Here is a 22,985-nt window from a genome sequence, read left to right as displayed (position 1 = left end):
CCATGCTGACCGTGCTGCTGACCAAACTCATCGCTACCGCACTGGTGGTCATCGGTGTGTCGGTCGCAGTCGGCAAACTCGGCCCCCGGCTGGGAGGCATTATCGCCGGAACGCCCATCATTCTCGGCCCGGGCTACTTCTTCCTGTTACAGGAGTGGCCAACAGAGTTTATCCAGCACGCCGCACTGGCAACCCTGCATGCACTGATCGCGACATTACTGTTCAGCATCAGTTTCGTGCTGACCGCCGAACGCCTGGGTGCCCTGCCAAGCCTTGGCGTGGCGACCCTGATCTGGATTCCGGGGGCATACCTGTTCTCCTTCATTCCCGGCGGGGTTGCTGTTGCCGTTGTACTTTATGGCCTGGTGCTGCTTGCAGCGGAAGTCATCAAACGGGCTCTGGACCTGACACAGCCCAAAGTAGTGGCGGTCTCCGGCTGGTTCGATGTGGTGCTGCGAGGGCTCCTTGCAGGTGTACTTGTGGCCGTAGCCACCACACTGGCAGCCCGCTCCGGCCCGATGCTGTCGGGAATACTGGTCGGCTTCCCCGTGGGCCTGTTCACCATCGGCTGGACACTCCATGACCGTTATGGCCCCGATGTGGCACGAGCCACCGTCGCCGCCGCGCAACAAGGCATGCTCAGCCTTGTTGCCTTCGCCGTGGTAACGGCCGTTCTCGCCGGACATGTGGCACCAATGGTCACGTTTCTGGGCGCCCTGCTGGCGTCCATTGCCGTCAGCGCCACTCTGTTCCTGGTCAGCCAGTGGCGGGTGCGGCGCGCTTACGGTCATTTACTGACACCGGAATCAACAATAAAAGGAAACCCCAATGATTGACAAAACCACCGGGTCCAACGCACCGATTACCGATTCCCGTTCCGGTGGCGAAAATGCCCGCCGCATCCTCCGACGGGACCCGAACCCGCATATGTTCCGGCCGGTCCGATTTCGCTCGGTGGAAGCGCGCAACCGGATCATGCTCTCACCAATGTGCCAGTATTCCGGCGAGAACGGGCTCTCCAACGACTGGCACTTTGTTCATCTGGGTGCCCGGGCGGCCGGTGGCGCGGGCTGGGTATTCACCGAAGCCGTTCACATCGAACCCCGGGGGCGCATCACACCCCATTGTCTGGGGCTGTGGAACGATGAACAACGCGATCGTCTTGCCCGCATTGCCCGTTTCATTGAGGATCAGGGTGCCGTGCCCGGCATTCAACTTGGCCATGCCGGCCGCAAGGCATCGGTGGGACGGCCATGGGAGGGCTCGCATCCCCTGAGAGCCGACACCGGTGGCTGGGAAGGCCTGGTGTCGGCCTCTGCGCTGCCTTACGCCAGCGGGTGGCAGGTACCGGAAGCGATGACGCAGCATCAGATCGGCGAATCCCTGCAGAGCCTGAAGTCCGCCACCCGACGTGCGCGCGAGGCCGGCTTCAAAGCACTGGAACTGCACGGCGCCCACGGTTACCTGATACACCAGTTCCTGTCGCCGCTGAGTAATCAACGTACCGACGAGTACGGCGGCAGCTTTGAAAACCGCATACGTTTCCTGCAGGAGTCCATTGCCGTGGTGCGCGAGGAATGGCCAGACGACCTGCCTCTGTTTCTGCGGCTGTCCTGTACCGATTGGGTCGACGGTGGCTGGACCCTCGACGACACCGTGCGGCTGGGCACTCTGTTGCGATTCCAGGGTGATGTGGACCTGATAGACTGTTCATCAGGGGGTAACGATCCGCGCCAGCAGATCCCCATTCACCCGGGCTATCAGGTACCGCTGTCGCAGGCAGTGCGGGCCCGCTCCGACATCGCTACCGGAGCTGTTGGCCTGATTCACAGCCCGGACCTGGCAGAGTCGATTATTGCCAACGGCCAGGCTGACCTGGTGATTCTGGGGCGGGCGCTGCTGTCAGACCCGGCCTGGCCGCTTCGGGCTGCAGCGTCCCTGAAGGCGGAAAACGTGGAGTGGCCCAGACAATACGAGCGCTCGAACATCTTCTGAGCATCGCGCAGTGTTTTACGCAAAGGGAGAGCACACCATGAAACCTTTACTGCTGAACGCCGACATGGGCGAAAGCTTTGGCCCTTGGGTGATGGGATTGGATCACGAGGTTATGCCGCACGTGGATCTGGCCAATATCGCCTGCGGCTTTCACGCCTCTGACCCGGACGTCATGCGGCGCACGGTTCGCATGGCAGCAGAGCATTCGGTGGGCATTGGAGCACACCCTGCCTACCCGGATCTCGTCGGTTTCGGCCGGCGCTCCATGGCCTGCTCACCAGCGGAAATCGAAAACATGGTGCTCTACCAGGTGGGTGCCCTGGCCGCCATGTGCCGGGCCGAGGGCACGGAAATCCGTTATGTGAAACCTCATGGTGCGCTCTACAACGATATGGCCCGCAAGCCGGAAATCTTCAGAGCCGTTGCCCACGCCATGAAAGCCTACGACCCGGAGCTGCCATTGATGACCCTGGCAACCCGCGACACCAGCCCTATACGTGAACTGGCTCGTGAGCACGAACTCGCCCTCTGGTTCGAGGCCTTCGCCGACCGTGCTTACGACGCCGACGGCCGGCTTGTTTCCAGAACACAACCCGGCGCGGTCCATCACGACCCTGACGTTATTCTCGATCAGGCCCAGCGTATTGCCAGGGGGCAACCACTCACTGCCAGCGATGGCAGTGAACTGATCCTGAGCGCCGACACACTGTGTGTCCACGGCGATAACGAAGAGTCAGTGGCGTCTGTGCGAGCCATCCGCCAAATGCTCAACCAGCTTCAAGAACGGGCATGAAAACAACCCGTTTACCCTGCCTGGAACGGGCCGGCCTGGACGGCTGGATGGTGCGGCTATTCGACAGCATTGAGGAAAACAACCTCTTGTGGCTGACGGCCCTTGCGGAGGAGTGCGAATCTGCTTTCGGCGACGCCCTTGTGGACCTGGTGCCCTCCTACACCACGCTGCTGGTAGTTTTTGATCCGCTCCGGATAACACCGTGTGAGGCCCGACAAACACTGCTCGACATACTCACAACCCTAAGGCCTGCTGAAGCCGGCGCTAGCGGAAAACTGCACGAACTGCCCACATGGTACAGCTCCCACACCGGCCCTGACCTCCAGAGGGTGGCTGACCTGTCCGACCTTTCGGTTGAGGCCGTCATCGAAGCCCACAGCAGCCGGGAATATCGGGTGTTTGCTCTCGGCTTTGCGCCCGGCTTTGCCTTTATGGGGCTGCTGGATACAGCACTGACCTGCCCGCGCCTGGACACTCCGCGCCAGAAGGTTCCCGCCGGCAGCGTGGCCATCGCTGGCCAGCAAACCGCTGCCTATCCGGTGGTCACCCCCGGAGGCTGGAACCTGATCGGTCGAACCCCCACCCGGCTGTTTGACCGCAACCGCGAAGGGCTGAGCCTGCTGAGAGTGGGTGACCGCGTAAGGTTTGTAGCGGTGAATCAGGACACATTCGAGGCACAGGGTGGCGATACCACACCCACCAACGGAGGGCCGGCGAAATGAGCGAAAGCCAGCTGACCGGATTTCGCGTCTCCCGCGCGGGCCCGCTTGCACTGCTGCAGGATGCCGGCCGCTTTGGAGTCCGACATCTGGGCGTCACACAGGGCGGCCCAGCCGATCTGCACGCCTGGGCGTGGGCCAACCGCCTGGCAGGCAATCCCTGGGGCACAGCAGCGCTGGAAGTCACCTTTGGTGGGCTGGAACTGGTGGCAGAGCGGGACCTGACCATTGCTCTGACGGGCGCCGATCTGGGCGCCAGGCACAATCAGCAAGCCGCACCTCTATGGCGAACACTCGCCATCCGCGCCGGCGATACGCTCACTTTTGGCACACCGGTTAACGGCTTACGTGCTTACCTGGCGGTCGCCGGAGGTTTCCGTGGCGATACTGTCATGGGAAGCGCCGCCTGCGTGGTGAGGGAACAGCTTGGCGGATTTGACGGCCAGGGATCCAGCCTGCGCGAGGGCGACATACTCCCTGTGAACGAGGCGAAAAGCACACCGGCCGATCAGGTTGCGCCGGAATCGGAACAGCGGGATTACGGGCGGACCACCACACTGAACCTGCTTCCGGGTGCCCAGATAGCGGCTTTCACTGGCCGGAGCCTGTTCGATGCGTTCAATTCCGAATGGCAGGTGGACCAGCGTGCGGACCGCATGGGCGTCCGCCTGACCGGGCCCAGACTCCAGTGCACCATCGGATCACTGGTGTCGGAGGGCATTTCACTGGGTGCCGTTCAGGTGCCGCCGGATGGTCAGCCCATTGCACTGCTGAACGACCGGCAGACCATTGGTGGGTACCCGCGCCTGGGCAATCTCACACCATTGGCCGCCAGCCTCCTGGCTCAGTGCATGCCAGGCCAGACGGTTCGCCTCAGAGCTGCCGGCGTAGACAGCGCGCTGAGACAACACCGGCAGTTTCTTCACTCGCTGCGCTGAACCAATACCTCAGGCCCGGCCCAGGAACCGGCGCTCTTCCACATTGATTTTGATCCGGTCGCCGGGGGAGATATGTTCAGGCACCTGAATAACCAGGCCTGTGGTAAGTCTCGCAGGTTTGGTCCTGGCCGTTGCAGATCCGCCTTTGACGGAGGGATCGGTTTCTTCGATGACAAGGTCCACGGTGGGGGGCAAGTCCAGCGCCACAGGCGCATCGCTTACAAGAATTACCATCAATCCCTGGGTATCCTCGTTGATGAACAGCAACTCATCGGCAATGGTCTCGCCGTTCAGGCTGTACTGTGTGAAGTCTTCAGTATCCATGAAAACGTACTCTTCCCCGTCTGAATAGGAAAACGTGGCCGGCCTGCGGACCAGGTCTGCCAGATTCAGCATGTCGGAATCCTTGAACGTCTGGTCGACCTTGTAGCCAGTCACCACGTCGTAAAGACGCATGCGATAAAGGCTGCCGCCAGCTCGCCCCTGGGGCACTGACCGCTCGATGTCCTTGACGAAGTAAACGCCACCTTCGTATTCAACTGCGGAATTCTTCTTGATTTCACCTGCTTTTGGCATTGCTACTGCTTCCAGTATAAAAAATGGGACAATTAAGATGCTGATATACCATGAAGCTGGCTCGCTGGCGATAGCCCGCAAGCCGATTCAGGCAACCATTGCACGCACGTCTGCCAGAAAACGATCCACCTGCTCCGACGTGGTGGACCATGAACACATCAGACGGGCGCAGCCACCGATGAAGTTGTAGAAATTCCAGCCCTTATCCCGCAGAGCGGCCTGCACAAACTCCGGCATCTCCACGAAAACACCATTCACCTGCCGGGGGTAACGAAGCCTGATACCTGGCAACCCCTCCAGCCCCTGCGCAAGCCTCTCCGCACAGGCGTTGGCATGGCGGGCATTCTGCAGCCATACGTCCCCTTCCAGCAGCCCGCACCAGGGTGCAGAAATGTATCGCATCTTGGAGGCCAGCTGCCCAGCCTGTTTACAGCGCCACTCGAAGTCTTCGGCCAGTTGGTGATTGAAGAACACCACTGCTTCACCCAACGCCAGGCCATTCTTGGTGCCCGAGAAGCACAACACATCCACCCCTGCCTTCCAGGTGATCTCGGACGGATGCACATCCAGAGCCGCCACGGCATTGGCGAAACGGGCACCATCCATATGGATATTCAGTTTGTAGCGATCCGCCACCTCCCGGAGGGCCCGCAGCTCATCGGGGGTGTAGACGGTGCCCACCTCCGTGGCCTGGGTCAGGCTCAGGGCCTTGGGTTTCGGGTAGTGGATATCGCTGCGCCTGGTGACCAGATGCTCAATGCTCTGTGGCGTCAGCTTGCCGTCTGCGCCCTGCCCCAGCAGTAACTTGGCGCCGTTTGAGGCGTATTCGGGGCCGCCACATTCGTCGGTTTCTATGTGCGCCAGTTCATGGCAGATCACACTGTGAAACGACTGGCCAATGGACGCCAGCGCCAGTGAGTTGGCAGCGGTGCCATTGAACACGAAGTAGACGTCGCAATCGGTATCAAACAGAGTACGAAGACCATCTGCCGCTCGCTGCGTCCAGCGGTCCTCACCGTAGGCCGGCTCATCGGAACAGTTCGCCTCAGCCATCGCCTCCCAGGCCTGGGGGCATACACCACTGTAATTATCGCTGGCAAACTGTTCGGACTCTGACACGACAGTGCTCCTTCATCGCTCGGGTGATGGGCCGCACCCTACGGCCCATTCTGATCAGCTCATCAATCCCAGGTGTTCTGCATCCTTCAGAATACAATCATCCAGGAGTTCGAGATACGCAGCCTTGGCTTTACGCTTGGTCTGCTCGTGAGCCTTCATGTTCAGCTTCCGGAACTGCTGGGCCAACTCATTAGCCCTCTCCTTAAGCTGCTCAGGCGCCACCACCTCATCCAGGAAACCGGCTTCAACCGCTCCTTTGGGGCTGAAAATTTCCGCGTTGATCACGGAACGATAAAAATGGGACGGTGACAGGCGATGACGGGCGATTTCGATACCGGCATGGTGCATGGTCATGCCGATGGCCACCTCATTCAGGCCCAGCTTGAATTCACCCTCAATACCAATGCGGTAGTCCACCGACAGCAAAATGAACGCGCCCTTGGCAATGGCATGGCCACTGCAAGCACCGATGATCGGCAACGGAAAGGCTGCCAGACGGCGCGTGAACCGGGAACCGACCGTGACCAGCGCGGACGCCTCCTTCGGCCCCTTCTGCATTTCCTTCAGGTCGTAGCCGCCGGAAAGAATACCGGGTTGCCCTGTCAGGATGACCACTGCCTTGTCTTCCTCGGCCCGGTCAAGGGCGTGATTCAGCGCTTCAAATACGTCGTGGCTCAGCGCGTTTGCCTTGCCGTTGCTGATCGTGATCGTGGCAACGCCATCTTCCAATTGGTAATTTACAAGGTCAGTCACCGGATTGTCCTCTTGCTGAAGTTGAATTCTGGTGGGGTGAACTTTGCCACCTTCCGCACGAACTAGCCACTCTCGGGCGCGCGCCGTGTTTTCCGGTACATCCAGGCCAGGCCCAACAAGGCCAATCCCAGCCCCATGAACGCAGCCACTCGCCAGAGGCCCTGCAGGCCGCCCATATCGATGAGGAATATCTTGCCAATCACAATGCCCAGCAAGGCCATACCAGCGTTATAGAGCACTGCATTGTCGCACCTGGTGGCATGAATTATGGCGGCAATGGCGTACAGCATACCCACTACCGAATAGCTGTACAGCTCGCCCTCTGAGACACCATAAGACAGTGCCATCTCGCTACCCTGCCAGAGCTGACGGATTTCCAGTAGAGTAAACAGCAGGAAACCTGCGGCGGCCCCGCACAGTGACCAGAGCCGGGGCGCAAGCCGGGGAAACCGGCTTACCGCAAGGGCTAGCAACACCGGCCCGCCAAAGGCAGGTAACAGCACATTGAGTATCGCCGTATCACCAATGGCAATGCCACCCCACCAGGGATTGTGCACGGTAACGAGAAAGAGATAACTCAGGGTGGACAGGCCTAGCAGAATCCAGGAAAACAGTCGATAGAGCCAGGCCAGCGACAGGCTTGCCCCGGCGCGCACCATGTAGGTCAGGCTCAGCGCACCCCATAGCAAGGTGTTGATGGTTGCCTCGGTGAAACTGTACTCATGGGCGAATATATCGCCGTCATAGAGCCAGTAACGCATTTCGGCGCCCAGGAACAACACCAGCAAGTGCAATGTGGCCCCTTCAAGCCAAGGGCGGACGCCCTTGCTCCTGCCAGCCATCCAGGTAGCGATTCCGGCAAACAGGGTGGCTCCGCCATAGGTCCAAAGGGGCCAGTGCACCGTGGTGTCGTAGTCCTGCAACCATGGATTGAAAGTCAGCCGTGCAACCACCAGGGCGAGCGCGACCTTTAACAGCAGGTACAGTTCCGGCATCTCGTAGCGGCGCGCCAGCCAGGCCAGAACCAACCATACGAGCGGCGACAGAAACGTTAACGATGCCCATCGCCGCTGATCAGTCTGGCGGACCCAGTGCCACAACCCCATACCAACGGTGCCTATGGCTGCAACAGAGAGCCAGGAAACGAAGCTGCCCTGCTGTTCCAGAGGCATCTGCGAAAGGTGTAGCGTATCTGCGCCACGGCGAGCACCATAACCCAACCATCCTGCTGCGCTGGCCATTACGGCGGCCCAGGGAAGAAACCATAAGGCTCCGCGACTCTGTGGAACAAGCGCCGCCACCGGCAGGATCAATAACCAACTCCAGAACAACGGGCCGGAGACTGGCTGTTCAACCATCGACAGAGCCCAGACAACCAACAACGAGACCAGCACTTCCCGCAGGCGCGGCGTACCCCCTTTGACGAAACCCGGCAGGCACGCAAAAGCCAGGAAAAGACCAGCAACATACCAGGCCGTAGCCGCACTGATGGCGGTAGAAGATACGGTAACCAGCCACCACAGAAGCGCACCGGTCAGGGTCGCGTACCACAACCACTCGCGGTAGACATAACGCATCAACAGCAGCGAACACCTGATCCGATCCCCGGTGACGACGGCGCAGATATTCGGCACCGACATGCAACGTAATCCCGCTTGCCAGAGCCATGGACAGTTGCAGCGCAGGGCCAATAAGCCCGGCATTGATGGAATGGCTAACCATGAATATTCCGGCCAGGCCCACACTCAGACCACCAAGCCAGATCATCCAGTTTTCTCTCAAGGCCTGGATCAGGCGAGAGGACGCGGCCCAATCATCCATAGTTGGCGCTTCCGGATCAGGGCAGTACTCCGTCAATGGCGGTGTCGTTGCCACGGTCGCTTCAGGCTCGTCCAGCTCCAGTGCCGGTGGCTGTTCTTCCTGTGCCATCCGGCGTCTGAGACCAGCAACTTCCTTCCGCAACGCCGACAGTTCCCGCTCCAGGGAGGCCATGCGGGTTGACTGATCCCCACGCCGGCGAAATTCCAGGAACCCAAGGAGAGCGCCAACAGGAACGAGCAATACAAAGGCAACAACCAGAATGATGAGTAATGCTTCCACGCCCTTTCCCCGTCGTCAGAAGCTCGACATCTCGTCCTGAAGGTCGCGCTTCAGCTCCTCCGGTTCCGTTATCCACAGGGTGTCGTCACGCCCGGGGAATACTCCCACCTCCAGTCCGTCCCGGGTCAGGCCCGGCACCCATTTTTTGAAAAAGTCGGGTAGGGAAATGCTCTTCGGGGAGAGATCTCCGGCGGCTTTCGCATACTCGGCCGCAAAGGCTGCGCCGGGCCAAACCGGCAGGTGGGCAAAAGCCCCGTCTTCAGATTCGATTTTCAGAAAGCGATTTTCCGTATTTACCAGAATCCAGATTTCCCGCTCTTCACCAACCCGGCCCAGGAAGTAGTCGTATCGCTCCTCACCATTCATTTCGAGGATCTGGCTCAGTTCGTCATTGGTCATCTCAGTCATTAACAGTTGCACTCCGGTAAGATATCCTGCCCCGTCCACCTGCTACACTGGCAGGCTCAAGGCTACTTTGGGTCTTGAGGTTTGGTTCCGCAAGCACACTATAAGGAAATTGGAATGGGAAGCACGAAACTCATTGGCCTGGTTCTGCTGGTGGTAGGCATTGCCCTGCTCTACTTCGGCTATCAATCCACACAGTCAGTCGGAGACCAGATAACAGAGGCATTCACTGGCCGTTTTACGGATGAAACCATGTGGTACCTGATTGGCGGCGCCGCAGCCATAGTTGCGGGTGGCTTCCTGGCATTCGTCAGAAAATAATCATTGCAGGAGACCAGTTGTATGACACTTCACCTTGAACTCGCTCCCCTGATCAGCCTGGGCGCTGGCATTGGCATATTGGTGTTTCCAAAGCTGCTCAACTACATCGTGGCCGGCTACCTGATCATTCTGGGCGTTCTGGGATTGTTGGGGCATTCTTTGTAAGGCAACGAGGCCCCACGGCCGCGGGGCTCGGGGCGAGTTCTACCCCCGGGCCTCAACGATCCGCGTGTCCCAACGAGCGTTCCGGGTCAATTTCATCCCGCACCAACTGTTTCAGAACCTTGATCTCCGGGAAACCTTGCTGATCCTTCCGGGACCAGATTCGCTTGCCGTTAACCCACACCTCGAAAACGCCGCCGCTTCCCGGATGCAGGGCCAGCGACTCGAGTTCGCCTTCGAAGGTGGTCAGCAGTTCCTGCGCCATCCAGGCCGAGCGAAGCAGCCAGCGACAACCTGTGCAGTAATGGATATCAACTCTGTTTGTCATCGGACAGGTCCATTTTCCCCGAAAACATATTCGTTAACAGTATACAGCCCACTCAAATCCCGCGGAAAAACTAACACTTTGTAATGTTTTCCATCTGGATGGACTGAATATCCATGACTAGGCTTCGTAGTGGTATCGAAGGACGTAGTGATACCCCAGATGCCTGTTTTCCACCTGATCAGGCATCGCTGCGCTGAAAGACCGCCACAAGCGGCTCCAACAACAAACTCCCAGGAATGGAGAATACCAATGAAACTCAGCACCGCAAGCCAAACCCTGGCTTTGGGATCTCTTTTGTTTGCAATAACCGCCCAGGCCGCGCCAGGCCAGAAATCCACCGGTGATTTACTCAACGATTTCTGGAGTCCCGACCACATCAGTCCGTTCGAGTGTCGGTTTGGCATCCTGAACAGTACGCCATTCGGCCTGCCTCGATGTATGCAGGCAAGCAATATCCAGTACCACCTGGACATGTTTTACGGTATTGCCGAGGCCAATGATGGCAATCGCGCTGCCGGCCTGCCCGGCTACCAGGCCTCGGTTGATTACGTCAAGACGACGCTTGAGAGCGCCGGGTACGATGTAACCCTCCAGTCGTTCCCCTTCAATGCTTTCTACCCGGCCGGGGATGGCGTCCTGCAAATCATTGCGCCAACGCCGACCGACTATGTGTGGGAGGAAGATTTTACCTACCTGTCGCAGACCGAACCGGGGGCCGTCTCTGGCACGGCCGTCGCTGTTGATGTCCAGCTCGGACCCGATAACACCTCCACCAGTGGTTGCGAACCCGAAGACTTTACCGGCTTCCCGGCCGGAGCTGTCGCCGTCATTCAGCGTGGCGCATGCGCCTTCGGGCAGAAAGCGACAAATGCAGCCAATGCAGGCGCTGTAGGCGTGGTGATCTTTAACCAGGGCAACACCGACGACCGTAAAGGCCTGATCAACGCCACGCTTGGCGACGACTACGCTGGTGGAATCCCCGCTGTGTTCACTACGTACGACATTGGCGCTGCCTGGGTGGACCAGCCAGACCTTGAGCTCAGGGTTGTGACTGACGTGGTGAGGGAACAGACCGAAACCGTAAACGTCATTGCTCAAACCAACCGGGGTAACCCGGACAACGTAATAATGACCGGTGCCCACCTGGACTCGGTATTTGAGGGGGCCGGCATTAACGACAACGGGTCCGGCAGTGCGGCGTTGCTCGAGCTGGCCCTGCAGATGAAACGGGCCCACCCGCGCAACCAGGTCCGCTTTGCCTGGTGGGGTGCGGAAGAAGCAGGGCTTGTAGGTTCAACCTTCTACGTCAACAGTCTGTCCCAGGAAGAGAAAGACAGGATCAAGGTCTACCTGAACTACGACATGATTGGTTCGCCTAACTTTGGCAACTTTATCTACGATGGCGACGGTTCCGACTTCGATCTTGCTGGCCCTCCGGGCTCAGCGGCCACAGAGGCACTGTTCGAGAAATACTTCAACCTGCGTGAAATCCCTGCGGAAGGCACGCAAATAAGCTTCCGCTCTGATTATGCGCAGTTCTTTGAAGAGGGCATTGCCTTCGGTGGCCTGTTTACCGGGGCCGAAGTGCTGAAGACCGAAGAGCAGGCAGCAAGGTATGGTGGAGAAGCGGGTGTTGCCTTCGATCCCTGCTATCACTCGGCCTGTGACGACATCACCAACGTGGACGAGCTGGCACTGGAAATACACAGTGATGCCGCGGCCTTCGTCACAAGCTGGCTGTCACTTTCAACCCGAGTGATTGACGAAGAAATTGCAGCTGCGGAAGAAGCGGAACCCGATGCCGGTGCCCGCTCGCTGCAAATGCAGCAACAGTACGACATCACCCATTGGGGCAAAAAATGGATCAAGTGATGTCCACCTAGAACTCCGTTCGACCCCGCAGCAACACCTGCACCTGGTCAATGCTGTCGTCCCCGTCCAGCGGGAAAGCAAAGTCCAGGTGCAGCATCCGCTGCACTTCGATTCGGCTTGAGGCCAGCCTCAAGCCGAATCCCACGTCTTTCAACACACCGCTGTCCGGGCCGTTGTTGCGTCCGTCATCGAACCAGGCTCGCCCTATATCAGTGAACAACACGCCGCCGAGACGAAACAGCTTGAACGGGTGCCAGTCAGGAAAATAGCGGCGTTCCAGCGTCCACAGTGCTCGCCGGTTACCCTGCTGGTAATCACTCGGATAGCCACGAAGGCCACTGTCGCCACCTATCAGAAGCTGCTCATCTACGGTCAGGTTATGGGCGGCTGTTACCGACAGCCTGGTATACCAGCTGTTCCAGCGCACGGAACCGCCGTGAAAATATTCCAGGTCAAGTGTCCCTTCAAGATTCTCAACGCGGCTTTCATCCAGCCGGTAGGTACCGCTCTGGCTGAGCCCGTATCGGGCATAATTGGTCGCCGTTGCCAGTAGTGCATCCTGGAACTCCATATTCAGCACCACACGATCTTCGGTGGCACCGAGCTCCGGCGACGAATAGCCCAGCTCTGTCCGCCACACAATCCCATCCCGGACGTCTTCAACCCGTTGCAACTGGGTGAGGTTGGTCATCTCCAGGAAACGATTCTCACGATAGTCGAAACCGATCCACGGATAGCTCAATGTGCGATCTTCAGGTAGCAGGTCGAGGTCAGGCTCATCCGGCAAGCGCTCAAATTCCAGGGCATCATAGCGGTAGCCCGCAAGCAGTCGCCATTGGCGATCATCCCGCTCCGCCAGTCGCCAGCCGACATCAATACTCACGAATTCCTGGCTACGGCGATAGTCGGCAATGGCCTCGGCCCCCACGAAACGTGATTCTTCCCGCACGTCGTCCTCGCCACTGAGCCCGAACCGCCAGTCCGCACGCTCGCTGAAGAAAGGACGTTCGAGGTAAGCAGTGCGGCCGCGGCCATCGCTGCGTTTATCGTAGGAAAATCCCGTCTGCCAATGGGAACCCAGAACATTGGGATCGTCATAATTTATGCTGGTTTCGGTACGGTCAGGGCCCTTCGTGTAGGACACCCCCACACTCTTGCCGGAGCCCAGAAAGTTCGGGTCGGACAGGCCAGTGTTGGTTGTATTCTCGCCCCCGGAACGTGATCCTCCCACCGATGGAAACAACGTCCAGGTATCCCGTGCCAGAACACTGACCTCCACTTCATCCCCGCAGACACGGGTGACACCGACCCAGGCTGCGGTCAGATACTCGCGTTGGCGGAGAACGCGCTCGGATTGGGCGATCAGCCACGGGGCGTAGCGATCTCCCTCGCTGAAGACCAATTGGGCACGAAGAGCCGACTCCCAGGTGGGCGTATTGAGAGCGTTCAGGGTGCGATAGAGAAAATTGTTCTGCTCCGGATCACTGAGATCGAAAATGGGCCGGCGAACAATACGAATCTGCCCGATGCGGGCTCCCTCCGGGATTGCCAGATCGCTCTGTCGTGCCAGCAGTTCCTGGGGCTGGTCAAGGTCAATCGACTCCGGCTGAACGTCGCTGGCAACACAGTCACCCGGGTGCTGCTCGGCCCCCGACACCTGCCCGAAGAGCAGCAGCCCAACAACAACGAACCCTGAGGGCACCACTGTGAGTATGGTTCGACGAGTTTCGGCAACCATGGTAGTCATTAAAACCCGGGGTATTTACTTCCGCGCTCTGGTCAGCCGGAAAACTGCCTCCGGCGCGATCCGCTTGATCCAGAGCGCGGCCATTTCCTTGCCCTTGCCCACCGGAATCTCGCGTTTCTTCGCCTTGAGGCCCTTGAACACCACCTCGGCGCATTCAGTGACATCCATGCCGCCGGCAATATCCTTGTCTTCCTTGCCATAAGCAGAGCCATCGCCGGAGAGGGCGTTGCGGGCAATATCGGTGCGGATGAAACCCGGAGTGATTGTTGACACGCTCACGCCCTGGCCTTCCACTTCCGCCCGTAACGCATCGAAGAACCCCATAACAGCGTGCTTGGCCGCGCAGTACCCGGTGCGCATGGGCGCGCCGACCTTGCCGGCCACACTGGAGGTCACCGCAAGATGCCCAGCGCCACGCTCCAGCATGTGGGGCAGCACGGCTTTGGTCAGCGCAATCTGGCCCATCACGTCCACATCCATCAATTTCTGGTAGACTGACATATCCGTGTCTTTGCACAGCGAACGCTGGGAAACACCCGCGTTATTCACCAGCAGGTCAACGCCACCAAAGGTATCAAGCACCTTTTGAACCTTGCCAGCCAGCGACTCCCAGTCGGTCACGTCCAGAGGCAGCACCAGAACCTGATCGGAGGCAAGACCCGCACCGCGGCAACGGGCGGCAACACGCTCCAACTCATCTTCCCTGCGGGCAGAAAGAACAAGACACGCTCCATCCTGAGCGTATTTCAGAGCGAGCGCCTCGCCGATGCCAGATGAGGCTCCGGTAATCCAGACCGTTTGTGTGGGCATACCTGTTATATCCTCGAAGTCGCGGGTTGGCAGAAGTCTGACCAAAAGACTACACCAGCCCCTGCTCACGTGCCATCGCCCAGGCCGCTCTGGACGGGAACACCGGGTTTTGCTTCACTGTTCAGGCTCACTGAAGACAAAACCGACGACAGAGCCTGAGGCCCATGCGTATTCGCGTCACCCACCAGGGAATCACCATTGCCTTGCAGCTTATCCTGCTGGCTGAAACGGCGTTCGCGATCTGGGGCCAGCGGTGGTTCACTGCCTTTCTGACCGCCATGATCATTGGAATCACGTTTTTCCCGCTGTTGTTTGAGCGCCGGTTCCGGATTCATATCCCGCCCGAATTGCAGCTTGCAGCTATCGCTTTTGTATTCGCCTCCCTGTTTCTGGGCGAGATACGCGATTACTACACCCGGTTCTGGTGGTGGGACATGGCATTGCACACCATGTCCGGGTTCCTGCTGGGCATTCTCGGCTTCCTGCTTGTCCACATCATGAACGAAACCGAGAAGATTCACGTGCACATGAAGCCCGGCTTCGTGGCCTTCTTTGCGTTCATGTTCGCCCTGGGCATGGGCGCGCTGTGGGAGATCTTCGAGTACACCATGGATACCGTGTTCGGTATGAACATGCAAAAGCCCATGCTGGGCGACCCATCCGGGCTTACAGACACCATGTGGGATCTCATCGTCGATGCCCTCGGTGCCCTGATAATTTCAGTGCTGGGTTGGCGCTATCTCAAAAATCCAGAGCAGCAATCGTTCCTGGAGCGCTGGATCGACGCATTCATCAAGCGTAATCCGAGGTTCTTCAGACAGTAAAAGCAGACGGGACGAACTCAGCCAAAGTAGTCCTCAATCCAGTCAAACAGCGTTGCTGCCTTTAAATCGGAAAACGGCATCTGTTTGAAATCATCACCCACCTCGTCGTCGATGGTTACAAACTGGTAGAGCAACTTACCTGGCTGCTCATCGTGAAGGATGAGCGTTATGCGCCGTCGTGTTCGCAGGCAGTCGATGGTCATCACATCCGCCGGTATACCGGCATCCCGCATACCGCGGCGCACCTCCACCACCGGGTTAATATGCTGGTGCGTCGCCTGTATCCGGGCATGGGCATCACTGGCCATATCGGACAGGGCTTTCAGGGGATCTTCTGACATTTTATTCAACCACTCCCGATCGGGGAACCAGACAGTTCATTGCAGTGATGGACAGATCCCGAAACACCGTCTCCGAGGCGATGACACTCGGGAACCTGTCATAGAGCGCACGTCGGCAAGACGATATCCGGGCTTCACTTTCGGCAACGCAGTCTGAATGCGCCTGCGTGCCAGGGCGTTGACCGGTGCCATCCTCACAGAGCTCAGGAATTCGCGCAACCAACCAGTCCACAGTAACACTCCGCTCCACCGGATTGGCCTGCAGGTTGGTAAAGCGACTGGCATTAACGGGCCCCGGGCGTTCCCGGGTCTGCTCCCAGACAACGAACAGCAGGGCTGCGGATACCAGTACAACAGTGACCTTGGGAAACTTCATGGGCGCCTTGTCCATCCGGTGAAACAGGCATGGGATGATAAACGTTGGGAAATGTGCTGTCTCGGTTTGCGCGGCTATACTGACGGGGATTTTCCTCTCAGGGCTGTTCAGTGGCAAAGGCCCTACCAACCCGATAACAAGGAGTTTGGCACATGACCACACTGATCGTTGGTCTGGTTCTGTTTCTCGGAGTGCACTCACTCTCCATCGTTAACGAACCGCTTCGAAACCGCCTCCATGCGTCACTGGGCGAAGCTGCCTTCAAGGGGCTCTACTCATTGGTTGCCCTGATCGGCCTGGTGCTGATCATATGGGGTTACGGCGCCGGCCGCATGGACCCCACCCTGGTCTACACGCCGCCAGGCTGGCTCCGGCACCTTGCCATGCTGCTACTGGTTCCGATCTTCCCGCTCCTGTTCGCCACTTATTTTCCCGGCAAGATCAAGGCAAAGCTTGGGCATCCAATGCTCGTCGCAGTTAAGCTATGGGCACTGGCCCACCTGCTTGCCAATGGAATGCTGCATGATCTGCTGCTGTTTGGCTCTTTCCTGGCATGGGCGGTGGCGGACAGGATTTCCATGAAGCGCAGAGCCCAGCGCACCCTTCCCACGCTACCTGCAAGCAAGGCGAACGACGCCATTGCGGTTGTAGGTGGCCTCGTGGTGTATGTGGTGGTTGTACTCTGGGCTCACCAGTGGCTGTTTGGTGTTGCGCCAGTCTGACCTCCGGAGTAATTAATGCTGCAAGATACCTTTGAACGGGTGCTGCCAGGCACCCGTAAATCCACCAAGCGCCACATTCTTCAGTGCGCGCTGGAGTGCTTTCTGGAAACCGGGTTGGAATCCACAACCATCGATACTATCCGACAACGATCCGATACCAGTGTGGGCACCATCTACCACCACTTCGGTAACAAGGAAGGGTTGGTGGCTGCACTTTTCTTTACGGCCCTGGACGACCACAAGGCGGTTATGTGGCCAGAACTGGAGCGTGCGAGTACTCCCAAAACGGTCATCGAGGGACTTGTTCACAGCTACATCCATTGGGTAACCGGGCAGCCAGAACTTGCTCGATTCATGTTCCTCGCCCGTGCCAGTGTGGCGACGGGCCCATTTGGAGAGGAACTGGCCGCTCGAAACCGCGAGCAATACAGCTTTCTGCACAAGTGGCTGGCTGAAGGCGTGAAGGTTGGCGACATCCGCTCACTGCCAAAAGAAACCTATCCCTCTTTGCTGTTCGGGCAGGCTGAGAACTATTGCCGGGCGTGGCTGTCCGGCCGGGTACCAACGCCCCCAAGTGACCATGCTTCCGTGTTCGCTGAAAGCGCCTGGCGGTCCTTGGCACAAACAAAATAGAATATTATTCTAGAAATAACTTCTGCTTTTTGGCATGATTTCCTGGTAAGACGGTGCACGCCATTGCGATGTGCGACATGGCGGAGCTCGTCGGCGGGCTATAGAGGGCATAGCGATGAGTGACTTATTCGACTTCGGCAAAACCATACTCGAACAGCAGCCTTTCAGCGTCCTGCTTGGCACCGAACTCGATACCTTTGAACCCGGAACTGCCAAACTGTCACTGACCGTTCGGGATGAGTTGAAACAGCAGCATGGCTTTGTTCATGGAGGCGTCGTCAGTTACCTGGCCGATAACGCCCTGACCTATGCCGGCGGTTCCGTGCTGGGTGACTCGGTTACGTCCGAATACAAGATCAACTACCTGCGGCCCGCGCTGGGCCAGACATTAATAGCCAGGGCAACAGTGATTTCAGCCGGCAGGAAACAGGCCGTTTGCAATTGCCAGGTCGTGGCCATCAACGATGGCGAAGAACGGGTGGTCGCCGTCGCTCAGGGCACCATTACCAGAGTCGATTAATAACCGGCCGGAAGCGTCCCATGCCACACCGGCAGGTCCAGATCCCCGGGATCATCATTGGGCCCGCCGGTGCGGCTTTTGAAAGCACCCTCTTCAATCGGCACACGGAACAGCGCTGTCGCCTTGCGCTCCTTTGTATTCGGGGCGCGCACCTGCTCCCAGCGGCCCGGCTCCAGTTGGTTGATGATAGCCCGGAACGCTGCGTCAAACTCGCCATCATCCGTAACCTGCCGGGCCCTGCCAAACAGCACCAGAGACTCATAGTTGGCGCTGTGGTGGAAGGCGGATTTGGTCATTACCCACGCGTTCGTTACCGCGAATGAAATGCAGATCAGGGCGCCCGAAGCCAGGCGCTGCGACAGGCGCCCCCCGTTGAGGGTGTGCAGGTACAGCTCGTCGCCCAGCCGCCAGACCGTCAACGGAACGATCCGTGGCTCTCCTGCTTCAACAAACGCCACATGGGCTGTCTTCAGGCGGTCAATCAGTGAATAGGCCGGTTCTCGCTCGTAGCTCGCCCTCAGAGGGGCTCGCTTTACCTGGCTGCGGGGGCAGCACGTTAAAGGAGATGAATCGGGCCGGGGCTTGTTCGTCAGTGTCATCTGGTCGTCCTTAAACAATCTGTGGTTCTCAAAAAGCACACGTCTATTGAATGACACATCTGATACCATCGTAAGCTCCAGATCATAAACTTTAATAGGACCAGTTGATGTGATCGACGATATCCGGCTGGAGGGCTCGACACCCCTGCAGCAACAACTTTACGAGCAACTCTCCCAGCGCATTCTCAGGCAGCGATACCTTCCAGGCAGCCGCCTTCCCTCAAGCCGCCAGATGGCCGGGGACCTGGGCGTCAGTCGGAACACCGTCAACGCGGTCTACGATCAGCTAAAAGCTGAAGGATTCCTGCAGAGCCGTGCCGGCAAAGGTGTGTTTGTCCATGAAGACATCGCAACCGCCGTAAAACCAGCAGGGCCGGGGCTGGAGCGCCCCATCCGCACCGCAGCAGGCCTGCCACCGCTGCCAGTGCCTACCCACACCAACATAAGAACAGCCGAAGACGCCAACCTGCCCTTCCAGCCCGGCTTACCCGACCTGGATGCATTTCCGATCCGAAGCTGGAACCGGATCCTTCACCATCAGGAAAGCCGCCGCGCGCTCAGGGGCTACGACAGTATCCAGGGCTATCTTCCCTTGCGACGGGCTATTGCGGACTACTTGCGAACCTCCCGCGGTGTGCGTTGCGAAGAGCATCAGGTCATTATCACCAACGGTGCCCAGCAGGCCCTGTCCCTTATTGCCGATGTCTTCTTGCAGGCCGGCGACCGGGTATTGTGCGAGAACCCCGGCTACCGTGGTGCCCGTTATGCCCTGGGCCGCCATGGCAACCCTCTGGTGCCCGTTCCCCTGAGGAACCAGGTCCTGGATGTGGGCGCTCTGGAGGGTCTCGGGCCGGCAAAACTTCTGTCCTGCACGCCCACGCACCAGTACCCCATGGGTGGCGTGCTTGACCTGGCCCAGCGCATGGCCCTGGTGCAGTGGGCCCAACGCAACGGGTGCTGGATCATTGAAGATGACTACGACAGCGAATTCCACTTCTACCACAAACCCTTCGCCGCCATTCAGGGCATGTTCGACAACGCCCCCGTGCTGTACGTGGGCAGTTTCAGTAAAACCCTGATGCCAGCTCTGCGAACAGGGTACCTGGTGGTCCCGGAGCCAGTCATAAAGCCAATACTCAATGCCAAGCGAGTCAGCGGGGGAGAAACGCCCCTGCTGGCCCAGGCCACCATTGCCGAGTTTATTGACAGCGGCCAGTTTGGCCGACACCTGCGTCGCATGCGCCAGCTCTACCAGGACAAATGGAAAGAATTCCAGCAAAAAGTGACGGTAGAACTCGATGGACTGGTTCACCCTGTGGCCGAAAGCGCCGGCATGCACCTGGTGCTGGAAGGGACTTTTGACGATCTGGCCCTGAGCCAGTGGCTGGAAACCTGCGGTTTCGGTAGCACGCCACTCAGTGCCCACTTCATCGGGAAGCAGGTTCAGACGGGCCTGGTTATGGGATTTGCCAGCGCCAGCGAACAGCAGATGGACGATTGCCTGGCGGCGCTGAAAACGAGGCTGCTAGCGACCTAGTGTCCTGAGTACCCTACACCCGTCCGGAATTCCTGCCACCTCATGTTCCAGCCTCCCGAGCCAGACTAGCCAAATCAACCACCTGGAGCCCTGGCATGATATTTCCTTGTTTGTAGCTGCCGAACAATAAATCCAAGAAAGGAGCTTACAACAATGAACTTTCCGTCCATTTTCAGGCACGGCGGCTCGGCACTGTCCGCACTAATCCTGTCAGCTATCCTGATAATCACGATTCAACCTGCGACCGCAGGCCAGACCCACTCTTATACCCTTCCCCAACAGGGCTACAATCAGTCCCGCGCCAGGGACTACAAGGTGTATGTACCCGACAATCTCGCCAACCCGGCGCCAATGGTGATGGCACTACACGGCTGCAAACAGACCAACAGTGACGTACTGAATGACTGGGGGCTGACCGCAGCGGCGGACGAGTACGGGTTCATCCTGGTGGCCCCCTTCATTACCAGTTATGACGGGCTGCGCAACGAGAATTGCTGGGGATTCTGGTTCGAGCATCACCGCCATGAAGGCGCGGGTGAAGTGGAAGACCTGCATCAGATCGCGCTGGCCGTGGAAGCAAGCTTCAGTGTTGACCCCAACCGCCGGTTCATCACCGGGCTTTCCTCCGGTGGCGCCATGGCCACGGTAGCGGCGGTGGCGCACAATGAATACTGGGCAGCCGCAGCACCGGCGTCGGGTCTGCCCTACGGGGAAGACTCGGCCTCTGTCTCGTTATCCGGACAGTGCCCGGGAAGTGCAACCTTCCACAGCGTCTCCCGGGTCGCATCGGACATGCAGAGTGAACTGGATGACACCTATCCCATCCCGTTGATGGTCCTGCAGAACGAGAATGACTGTACGGTACTGAAGACCGCCGCCGACAACACCCGCGACGCCCACCTGCAAGTATTCGGCGACGAGGCCTTCGACACACCTGCCGAAGCCGAGGCTTCATCGTCGGCATGCGCACCTTACTACCAGAGCAACTACAACTGCGAGCACACCCGCTACACCCGGGACAGCACCCTGGGGACTCGCTCTGTTGTCGAAACCATTTATCTGGACGGCCCCTTGTCCACCCCTAACACGCAGGACACGGACCACGGCCATTATTGGGTTGGCGGCGAGAACGGCAACAATGGAAAATGGTCTGTCAGGGTCGGCCCCAGCTACCCCGACATCATCTGGGAATTTTTCACCCGCAACAGTCGTGATGGTACTGACCCGGAAGGCTTCCCGGTAATTACCCTGATCGGCGATAACCCGATGACGGTGAACATCAATACCACCTTCACCGACCCCGGCGCCACTGCTGAAGATGCGGAAGATGGCTCACTCACAGTGAATGCCGACTGCAGCGACGTGAACACCTCAACCGAAGGTGCCTATACCTGCACCTATTCCGCCACTGATAGCGATAATAACAGCACCACCACGGACCGAACCGTGAATGTTGTCGACCCCAATGCCCCCATCGAAACCTGCGAACAGGCAACCGCATCGCCAAATACCCACATTTCGGAAGGCCGTGCCTACGCAGGTGGGACTTCTGATCTGCGGGCACTGACATCCGGTGATGATGTCGACATTGGCGGTTCATTTGACACCTGGAGCAGTGTCACCCTTCACGAGGGAGAGCCGGGGCTCTGGTATGCCAGCGAGCCTGCTGCATGCACCGGCGACGGTGGTGACGGCGGAAATGACGGTGGCGGGGAGTTTGCCTGCCAGGACTGGAATGACACCAATCTTAACCATGATGTGGCGGGGCGGGCTTACTACGCCGGCGGTTATTTCAGCACCGGAGGTGATGACACGTTGGGAGCACTTTCGGGTACCTACACCTGGGTTAAAGAAACCTCTGACGGCTTCTTTGAGGCCGGAGCGTGTAACTAGCCCTCTGGCAACTGGTCCGCAAGATGTCGCAGTTTGTCCGGGTTTCGCACAATGTATAACGCCTGGACACGGCCTTCTGCGACATCCAGCGTCATCACCTGGGGGAGCCCATCCTGTTCGATGGTTAACCACCCAGGCAACCCGTTCACCAGAACGGGGCTGACCCAACGCGGCCCGGAGGGTGTTGACTTTCGGGCCACTCCTTCGAGAAACCGGCTGATCTTGTCCGCGCCAGTGATCACACGCAGCGCCGCGATCCTCTTGCCCCCACCGTCAGTATGCAATGTGGCATTCTCACTCAACAACGTCTTAAGGGTCGAAACATCGCCACTGCGGGCAGCATCAAAAAAGCGATCACTCAGCTGGCTGTGTTCGCCGGCCGTCACCTGGTAGCGGGGCCGGTCGGCCTGTACCCGTTTGCGGGCACGGCTGGCGAGCTGCCGACAGCTTGCTTCACTGCGATTCAGGCTGACGGCAACCTGGCCAAAATCCAGCCCGAACACATCGTGCAGCAGGAACGCTGCACGCTCCAGCGGCGACAGTCGCTCCAGCGCCAGCATAAGAGCGAAGGAAACATCACTGGCGAGTGCCTCGGCGTCCGCTGAAGTATCAGGAACTTCCAGCAGAGGCTCGGGTAGCCAGGGCCCCACATAGCTCTCCCGCTGCCGGTGAGCAGACCGAAGGCGATCCAGGCACAACCGACTGGTGACGGTTGTCAGGTAGGCTCGCACGTCGGTCACCGACAGGTGGTCGGCATCATGCCAGCGCAAGTAGGCATCCTGTACCACGTCCTCTGCCTCGGTCACTGAGCCAAGCATACGATACGCGACGCCCGTCAGATAACGGCGCCACTGGTCAAACTGGTGCGCTGGTTGCTCGGCCATAGCGAAAGACTCCCGACA

26 protein-coding genes and 1 pseudogene are annotated in these 22,985 nt (G+C 58.8%); 14 read left to right on the top strand and 13 right to left on the bottom strand.

Annotated features, from left to right (window positions below):
• The first annotated feature begins 2 nt into the window (after positions 1-2).
• From ABJM11_RS02590 to ABJM11_RS02570, 5 genes are all read left to right on the top strand, one after another.
• The gene (locus ABJM11_RS02590) at positions 3-836 is read left to right on the top strand and encodes a hypothetical protein (protein ID WP_348294856.1); all 834 of its coding nucleotides are present in this window, start codon (positions 3-5) and stop codon (positions 834-836) included.
• Positions 837-927: 91 nt separating this feature from the next.
• Positions 928-1,995 (top strand): NADH:flavin oxidoreductase/NADH oxidase, encoded by a 1,068-nt coding sequence (locus ABJM11_RS02585; RefSeq protein ID WP_348294918.1) that lies wholly within the window; start codon positions 928-930, stop codon positions 1,993-1,995.
• A gap of 37 nt (positions 1,996-2,032) precedes the next feature.
• Positions 2,033-2,788, top strand: coding sequence for a 5-oxoprolinase subunit PxpA (locus ABJM11_RS02580; RefSeq protein ID WP_348294857.1), 756 nt, complete (start codon positions 2,033-2,035; stop codon positions 2,786-2,788).
• Positions 2,785-3,510: a 5-oxoprolinase subunit PxpB gene (pxpB, locus tag ABJM11_RS02575; protein ID WP_348294858.1), complete on the top strand. Its 726-nt coding sequence runs from the start codon at positions 2,785-2,787 to the stop codon at positions 3,508-3,510. Before ABJM11_RS02580 ends, pxpB begins: the two co-directional genes overlap by 4 nt.
• Positions 3,507-4,445, top strand: coding sequence for a biotin-dependent carboxyltransferase family protein (locus ABJM11_RS02570; protein WP_348294859.1), 939 nt, complete (start codon positions 3,507-3,509; stop codon positions 4,443-4,445). Before pxpB ends, ABJM11_RS02570 begins: the two co-directional genes overlap by 4 nt.
• Before the next feature lie 9 nt (positions 4,446-4,454).
• On the opposite strand, the gene yeiP is transcribed toward ABJM11_RS02570, so the two are convergent.
• From yeiP to ABJM11_RS02540, 6 genes and pseudogenes are all read right to left on the bottom strand, one after another.
• Positions 4,455-5,021, bottom strand: coding sequence for an elongation factor P-like protein YeiP (gene yeiP, locus ABJM11_RS02565; protein WP_348294860.1), 567 nt, complete (start codon positions 5,019-5,021; stop codon positions 4,455-4,457).
• A gap of 87 nt (positions 5,022-5,108) precedes the next feature.
• Positions 5,109-6,140 (bottom strand): low specificity L-threonine aldolase, encoded by a 1,032-nt coding sequence (locus ABJM11_RS02560; RefSeq protein WP_348294861.1) that lies wholly within the window; start codon positions 6,138-6,140, stop codon positions 5,109-5,111.
• 54 nt (positions 6,141-6,194) lie between these two features.
• The gene (locus ABJM11_RS02555; protein ID WP_348294862.1) at positions 6,195-6,893 is read right to left on the bottom strand and encodes a crotonase/enoyl-CoA hydratase family protein; all 699 of its coding nucleotides are present in this window, start codon (positions 6,891-6,893) and stop codon (positions 6,195-6,197) included.
• Between the two features lie 62 nt (positions 6,894-6,955).
• The gene (locus tag ABJM11_RS02550) at positions 6,956-8,470 is read right to left on the bottom strand and encodes a DUF2339 domain-containing protein (RefSeq protein ID WP_348461491.1); all 1,515 of its coding nucleotides are present in this window, start codon (positions 8,468-8,470) and stop codon (positions 6,956-6,958) included.
• A 72-nt stretch (positions 8,471-8,542) separates the two neighbouring features.
• Positions 8,543-8,615 (bottom strand): annotated as a pseudogene (locus ABJM11_RS02545) (hypothetical protein); the annotation flags it as partial.
• A 393-nt stretch (positions 8,616-9,008) separates the two neighbouring features.
• Positions 9,009-9,392: a DUF2750 domain-containing protein gene (locus tag ABJM11_RS02540; protein WP_348294919.1), complete on the bottom strand. Its 384-nt coding sequence runs from the start codon at positions 9,390-9,392 to the stop codon at positions 9,009-9,011.
• Between the two features lie 123 nt (positions 9,393-9,515).
• Between ABJM11_RS02540 and ABJM11_RS02535 the strand changes: the two genes are divergently transcribed.
• On the top strand, positions 9,516-9,719 hold the full coding sequence (locus tag ABJM11_RS02535) for a DUF3185 family protein (RefSeq protein WP_348294863.1): 204 nt from the start codon (positions 9,516-9,518) through the stop codon (positions 9,717-9,719).
• 21 nt (positions 9,720-9,740) lie between these two features.
• The gene (locus ABJM11_RS02530) at positions 9,741-9,884 is read left to right on the top strand and encodes a DUF3096 domain-containing protein (RefSeq protein ID WP_348294864.1); all 144 of its coding nucleotides are present in this window, start codon (positions 9,741-9,743) and stop codon (positions 9,882-9,884) included.
• 52 nt (positions 9,885-9,936) lie between these two features.
• Here ABJM11_RS02530 and ABJM11_RS02525 read toward each other — a convergent pair whose 3' ends face one another.
• Positions 9,937-10,209 carry a SelT/SelW/SelH family protein gene (locus ABJM11_RS02525; protein ID WP_348294865.1) on the bottom strand — a complete coding sequence of 91 codons (273 nt, stop codon included), beginning with the start codon at positions 10,207-10,209 and terminating at the stop codon, positions 9,937-9,939.
• Between the two features lie 249 nt (positions 10,210-10,458).
• Here ABJM11_RS02525 and ABJM11_RS02520 point away from each other — a divergent pair, with 249 nt between their 5' ends.
• Positions 10,459-12,081, top strand: a complete 1,623-nt coding sequence (locus ABJM11_RS02520) for a M28 family metallopeptidase (protein WP_348294866.1) — start codon at positions 10,459-10,461, stop codon at positions 12,079-12,081.
• Between the two features lie 7 nt (positions 12,082-12,088).
• Here ABJM11_RS02520 and ABJM11_RS02515 read toward each other — a convergent pair whose 3' ends face one another.
• Together ABJM11_RS02515 and ABJM11_RS02510 are read right to left on the bottom strand one after the other, a co-directional pair.
• Positions 12,089-13,828, bottom strand: coding sequence for a BamA/TamA family outer membrane protein (locus tag ABJM11_RS02515; protein WP_348294867.1), 1,740 nt, complete (start codon positions 13,826-13,828; stop codon positions 12,089-12,091).
• 15 nt (positions 13,829-13,843) lie between these two features.
• Positions 13,844-14,638: an SDR family oxidoreductase gene (locus tag ABJM11_RS02510; protein WP_348294868.1), complete on the bottom strand. Its 795-nt coding sequence runs from the start codon at positions 14,636-14,638 to the stop codon at positions 13,844-13,846.
• A 164-nt stretch (positions 14,639-14,802) separates the two neighbouring features.
• Between ABJM11_RS02510 and ABJM11_RS02505 the strand changes: the two genes are divergently transcribed.
• The gene (locus tag ABJM11_RS02505) at positions 14,803-15,462 is read left to right on the top strand and encodes a hypothetical protein (RefSeq protein ID WP_348294869.1); all 660 of its coding nucleotides are present in this window, start codon (positions 14,803-14,805) and stop codon (positions 15,460-15,462) included.
• A 17-nt stretch (positions 15,463-15,479) separates the two neighbouring features.
• Here ABJM11_RS02505 and ABJM11_RS02500 read toward each other — a convergent pair whose 3' ends face one another.
• A complete protein-coding gene (locus tag ABJM11_RS02500; protein WP_348294870.1) occupies positions 15,480-15,803 on the bottom strand; it encodes a hypothetical protein in 324 nt (107 codons plus the stop codon).
• A 1-nt stretch (position 15,804) separates the two neighbouring features.
• The gene (locus ABJM11_RS02495) at positions 15,805-16,179 is read right to left on the bottom strand and encodes a hypothetical protein (RefSeq protein ID WP_348294871.1); all 375 of its coding nucleotides are present in this window, start codon (positions 16,177-16,179) and stop codon (positions 15,805-15,807) included.
• Between the two features lie 152 nt (positions 16,180-16,331).
• Between ABJM11_RS02495 and ABJM11_RS02490 the strand changes: the two genes are divergently transcribed.
• The 3 genes from ABJM11_RS02490 to ABJM11_RS02480 all read left to right on the top strand — a co-directional run bounded on the left by ABJM11_RS02490 (position 16,332) and on the right by ABJM11_RS02480 (position 18,054).
• Positions 16,332-16,901: an NnrU family protein gene (locus ABJM11_RS02490; protein WP_348294872.1), complete on the top strand. Its 570-nt coding sequence runs from the start codon at positions 16,332-16,334 to the stop codon at positions 16,899-16,901.
• Between the two features lie 15 nt (positions 16,902-16,916).
• A complete protein-coding gene (locus ABJM11_RS02485; protein WP_348294873.1) occupies positions 16,917-17,534 on the top strand; it encodes a TetR/AcrR family transcriptional regulator in 618 nt (205 codons plus the stop codon).
• A 115-nt stretch (positions 17,535-17,649) separates the two neighbouring features.
• Entirely contained in the window at positions 17,650-18,054 is a 405-nt protein-coding gene (locus ABJM11_RS02480) for a PaaI family thioesterase (protein WP_348294874.1), read from the top strand.
• On the opposite strand, the gene ABJM11_RS02475 is transcribed toward ABJM11_RS02480, so the two are convergent.
• Positions 18,051-18,653, bottom strand: a complete 603-nt coding sequence (locus tag ABJM11_RS02475) for a pyridoxamine 5'-phosphate oxidase family protein (RefSeq protein WP_348294875.1) — start codon at positions 18,651-18,653, stop codon at positions 18,051-18,053. The genes ABJM11_RS02480 and ABJM11_RS02475 overlap by 4 nt on opposite strands.
• Before the next feature lie 109 nt (positions 18,654-18,762).
• On the opposite strand from ABJM11_RS02475, the gene ABJM11_RS02470 reads away from it, so the two are divergent.
• A complete protein-coding gene (locus ABJM11_RS02470; protein WP_348294876.1) occupies positions 18,763-20,190 on the top strand; it encodes a PLP-dependent aminotransferase family protein in 1,428 nt (475 codons plus the stop codon).
• Positions 20,191-20,343: 153 nt separating this feature from the next.
• Positions 20,344-22,083 carry a PHB depolymerase family esterase gene (locus tag ABJM11_RS02465; protein WP_348294877.1) on the top strand — a complete coding sequence of 580 codons (1,740 nt, stop codon included), beginning with the start codon at positions 20,344-20,346 and terminating at the stop codon, positions 22,081-22,083.
• On the opposite strand, the gene ABJM11_RS02460 is transcribed toward ABJM11_RS02465, so the two are convergent.
• The gene (locus ABJM11_RS02460) at positions 22,080-22,967 is read right to left on the bottom strand and encodes a sigma-70 family RNA polymerase sigma factor (RefSeq protein ID WP_348294878.1); all 888 of its coding nucleotides are present in this window, start codon (positions 22,965-22,967) and stop codon (positions 22,080-22,082) included. The genes ABJM11_RS02465 and ABJM11_RS02460 overlap by 4 nt on opposite strands.
• Positions 22,968-22,985: the final 18 nt, after the last annotated feature.

The organism is Marinobacter sp. (genome assembly GCF_039977835.1).
GTDB lineage: Bacteria > Pseudomonadota > Gammaproteobacteria > Pseudomonadales > Oleiphilaceae > Marinobacter.
Note: the sequence above shows the minus strand (reverse complement) of the source record. Positions and strands in the feature narration are given on the sequence as shown.